Source organism: Acidithiobacillus sp. TH-A36, assembly GCF_057473445.1.
In genome coordinates this window covers 1-4,496 of the sequence record NZ_JBYCKP010000063.1, presented here as the reverse complement: position 1 = coordinate 4,496, position 4,496 = coordinate 1, and the positions used below count along the sequence as shown (strand labels likewise).

Sequence of the window (4,496 nt, the reverse complement as noted above, 5' to 3'; positions counted from 1 at the left end):
AGTTGGCTATGGTCAGCACGTTCTTTCAAGGCCGGTTGTCCCGATATCACTAACAAGCTTTCTATCGCCTCAACCACAGCCGGGCTGGCAATTCGATAATAGCGATACCGCAAACAACGCTCTACCACAAGCAGATGGGCCTCTATGAGCAGCGCCAAATGGTGACTGGCCGTTTGCGGGCTGACACCAGCCCGGTGGGCCAATTCGCTGGCAGGCAAAGCTGATCCATCCATCAAGGCAAAAAGCATGGCCATGCGGGTAGGTACTGCCAGCAATGCCATGGTATTTGGCCTGTCCATAGTGTCTCCTGGAACCATTTCATATTTCGATGGATATCGAATCAGCTATCTCGGTGGCTCGTGTATACTGTCGATCAAATAAGGAAACTGACCCACAGGTACATGATGACTTCACTCCGATACGCTTCCAAAATGACCCTGCTGTCTGTCTGCTTTGGCCTGTTCATGATCCAACTCGACCTCACCGTGGTGAATGTTGCACTAAAAAGCATACAGGACAATCTGCATGCGGATGTCGCGGCCCTGCAATGGGTGGTCGACGCGTATGCCATTTTGTTCTCCAGCCTGATGCTGACAACCGGAGATCTTGGCGATATTTTTGGCCGCCGTCGAATATATACCAGCGGAATGGTGCTTTTCGTGCTGGGTTCTATCGCCTGCGCATCGGCTCCATCCTATGTGTTTTTAATCGTTGCGAGAAGCCTGCAGGGCATAGGCGCTGCTGCCGTGTTACCCAATTCGCTGGCTATCCTGCGAAACGCTTTTCCCGACGCCCGCCTACGCGCGCGGGCCATCGGCTGGTGGGCGGGAGTGTCGGGTCTTGCAGTGGTGGCGGGACCGACTTTGGGAGGGTGGCTGGTCGGAACCTTTGGTTGGCGCTCCGTGTTCTGGATCAATGTGCCAGTGGGGGTTCTTGGTCTTTGGCTGACCCTGGGATTCGTTTCAGAGTCTTCCCATCCGCAAGGAAGGAAACTGGATATCTGGGGTCAGGTCCTTGCTGCTTCCGCACTGGCCAGCCTTATTTTCGCCGTCATTGAAGGTCAATCTCTCGGCTGGGGGAACATTCTGGTCATTGTCGTATTTGCATGGGCGGTAATGAGCGGTGTGGTCCTGTATTTGTTTGAACAGCGCCATGCCCATCCTATGCTGGACTTCCGGTTTTTCAGGCAGCCTATATTCACTGCGGCCAATGCCGCTTCTGGACTAATGAACTTTGGAGTATTCGCTACGCTGTTTGCCTTCAGCTTATACCTCCTGCACATCCAACAATTGTCGCCCGAACAGGTGGGTCTGCGTCTGGTCGTGATGTTTGCACCGTTCGCCCTGAGCTTGCCCTTTGGTGGCCGTATCACCGGGCATTTTGGTAGCCGTTACCCTGCTGCGCTCGGGTTGGGTGCTACGGGAGCCGGTATGCTCCTGCTTTCTTTGGTTCCGCTGCTCGCAGACGATGTGCTGATGTTCCTTGCGTTATTCATCATCGGACTCGGCTTGGCCGCAGCGACGCCTGCTCTGGTGTCCGCCGCCATTGGTGCTCTGCCCCCGGAAAGATCAGGAGCCGCCTCAGCTTTCAATAACACCAGCCGTCAGGCTGGCGGAGCTTTGGGCGTGGCGTTGTTGGGGGGATTAGTCGGCGTTGGGGCATCCCTATCCAGCGAGGGTGTTGTGACCGCCATTTTTGGGAGCGCTGTTGCGTTGTTGCTTGGCAGCTTTATTTCCTGGCGGTTTATTCACACTGACTAAAGCAGAGGGCTAGGCGTTCCTTCTTCTTGTCCATCCAGATGGCTTTGTTCAAGCTTTAGCAAGCGCTTTTTTACGGTCACGCCACCACCATAACCACCTAAATCGCCGTCACTTTCAATGATTCGGTGGCAAGGTATAGCAAAAGCTATGGCGTTTGCACCATTTGCACTGGCTACGGCACGAACAGCTTTTGCATTCTCTATGTTTTTTGCCAATCGCAAATAGGTAGACGTAGCACCATAGGGTATTTTCACCAGCGCGTTCCAAACACTCTTCTGACACTCGGTTCCGACCATTAACAAGGGAATGTCAAAAATTGTTCTGTTCCCACACAGATATTCATCAACCTGTTCTTTGATGAGGGTTGCGTCACTGTGTTCTGAAAAATCGGCTTTCAGTCCCATTTTTATCCTGTTATCAACCGTGGTTCTCATTTTTCTATATCTGAAATCCAGCAAGCATAGACGGTCGTCAAAAGAACCCAGGATGAGTTCTCCTATTTTGGTTTTGTGATACTGGATATTGATTGAATTCATTGCCCTGTTCCTTATTTTGCGCGCATAACGCGCGGATTCAGCATCCTGACTCGCGCAGTAGCAGGGAGCCCTTGGATCGAATGGTTCGAGGCCGCTGCACCCACAGGGTAAGCGATTAGACCAGCATCGCCGACGTTTCTCACCACAGGCCGATCATCCTGAACCTGTTTTCCCTTTTTCATCAAGCTCTCGTTTACAAATACGCATAGGCAAGCACTATTCACGCTGTCTCGTTACACACTCGAACCTCAACCTCCTCCGTGCTTGATTTCTGATAGAATCCAAACCACTGAGGAGACTGTTCATTGCCGAACCTGCTGACAGAACCAATCGCTAAACTTCGCAAGATTATTCATGTGGACATGGACGCGTTTTTCGCCGCCGTGGAGCAAAGGGACCATTCCGAACTCCAAGGGCAACCCGTCATCGTCGGCGGCGACCCGGCTGGTCGAGGTGTCGTGGCCACCTGCAGCTATGAAGCCCGTCGGTTCGGCATACATTCCGCCATGACAGCCGCCCGTGCCCGGTCGCTCTGCCCGCAAGCGATTTTTGTCCGCCCCCGCATGGAGGCTTATCGGAAAGCCTCCCGTCAGGTCATGAATATCCTGCGGAGATATACCCCGCTTGTGGAACCTCTGTCACTGGATGAAGCTTTTCTGGATGTGACAGCGGCCACTGCCGATGGGGTCCTGGCGGTACAGATTGCCCGGGAGATTCGTTGGTGCATCCAACAGAAAACTGGTCTGACCGCCTCGGCAGGGGTATCTTACAACAAATTGCTGGCCAAACTCGCTTCCGATTGGCGCAAGCCCAATGGGCTTTTTGTGATCCCGCCTGAAAAGGGCCTGGACTTTCTGTCTCCCCTCCCCGTTGGCAAGCTCCACGGTGTAGGACCGGCCACGGTGAAAAAGTTGTCCACACTGGGTATCCATACCGTTCTGGATCTCCGAAATGCCGAAAGGGAAACATTGATCGCACAATTCGGCAAGACCGGCCTTTGGTTTTACGAGATTGCCCGAGGCATAGACAAACGTCCCGTTCAACCCAGTCGCCAGCGAAAGTCCGTGGGCGCGGAGCGGACCTTCCCGCAAAATATAAACGACCCTCAGGTCATGCTGGCCCATTTGCAGGAAATGGCGAGTCAAGTTTCCGCCCGCCTGATAACCGTAGGACTGGCGGGGCGCACTATCAGCATCAAGGTGCGCTTTTCTGATTTTGAAACAATCACAAGAGCCTATACCCATGCGCAGGCTGTTTGGCGCAAAGAAGATCTTATTGCCTGTCTGCCAGATTTGTTGGACAAGGCACTTCCCGTTGAATCACAGCCATCTATCCGATTGCTGGGAGTATCCGTGAGTGGCATGCTCCGTCCAGAGGACTCTGACAAACATACTGGCCAGATGGATTTACTGGAAGATACCTTGGTGGAATCAGGCGACGTCTGGAGATAGTAGAAGATAACAGCCATTAGGCTGTGGTTTGGCATATTATTTCAATGGTGAGCAGCACAGGTTTGGCAGTGTCGAAGCCTGCTGAGCAATGGGAGTGTGGGGGCGATCAGTCCGCTCGATATGTGCCCATGATTGGGGATGAAGCGTCGGCAAAGAAGCTCTCAAACGTCAGGATGATACTTTATTGTCCAATAAAGTCGTTAATATATTTTTTAACATAATGATCCAGGATGAAACATTAAATTCAAGCTCAAATCTAGAGAAGGAAAAACCAATGGGTTACGAAAGTTTCGGGATGATACTTTATTGTCACTGAACAGTTTGGCTGACCAACGTTATACATGTTTTGTGCAACTAAATGCTTATAATTGCTGTTTCCCGCCAACGACAAAGTAAATTTCTAATATAGGTTGTAGATTTTCAGTAACCCGCCATGATCATTGTTAATAAACAGTAATCAAGGAAATATAAGAAAGCATTAAGAAGTCGCCAATTAGCTACAGCAACTTTATTGTAATCAATTTTTGACAATGTACCAGAATTAATTAAAAATAAATCAACGTATCAGATTAGCTGAATCTTAAATCCAGTTGTCTACATGGAGAAGGAGAAAGTGAGAATATGAAAATATCAAAATTGTTTTTTCTAATATCGCCGTTATTCGGGATGGCTCTTGCCGGTTGTTCAGCCGTTTCTCAAGGGCCCCAGGGTGGCCATCCAGTTTCCTGGTATTTACATCATCAGAAAAA

General features: G+C 50.8%; 4 protein-coding genes. 2 read left to right on the top strand and 2 right to left on the bottom strand.

Going from position 1 to position 4,496, the window contains the following annotated elements; translation table 11 throughout:
* A partial coding sequence (locus AC2VLY_RS01585; protein ID WP_486921667.1) for an ArsR/SmtB family transcription factor occupies nt 1-299 on the bottom strand: 299 nt, incomplete at its 3' end.
* A gap of 102 nt (nt 300-401) precedes the next feature.
* Here AC2VLY_RS01585 and AC2VLY_RS01580 point away from each other — a divergent pair.
* The gene (locus AC2VLY_RS01580; RefSeq protein WP_486921666.1) at nt 402-1,760 is read left to right on the top strand and encodes an MFS transporter; all 1,359 of its coding nucleotides are present in this window, start codon (nt 402-404) and stop codon (nt 1,758-1,760) included.
* On the opposite strand, the gene AC2VLY_RS01575 is transcribed toward AC2VLY_RS01580, so the two are convergent.
* Nucleotides 1,757-2,296 (bottom strand): methylated-DNA--[protein]-cysteine S-methyltransferase, encoded by a 540-nt coding sequence (locus AC2VLY_RS01575; RefSeq protein ID WP_486891941.1) that lies wholly within the window; start codon nt 2,294-2,296, stop codon nt 1,757-1,759. The two genes, AC2VLY_RS01580 and AC2VLY_RS01575, sit on opposite strands and share 4 nt — an antisense overlap.
* Before the next feature lie 305 nt (nt 2,297-2,601).
* Here AC2VLY_RS01575 and dinB point away from each other — a divergent pair, with 305 nt between their 5' ends.
* Complete coding sequence (dinB, locus tag AC2VLY_RS01570) at nt 2,602-3,747, top strand: DNA polymerase IV (protein ID WP_486891942.1); 1,146 nt, start codon at nt 2,602-2,604, stop codon at nt 3,745-3,747.
* Nucleotides 3,748-4,496 lie beyond the last annotated feature (749 nt).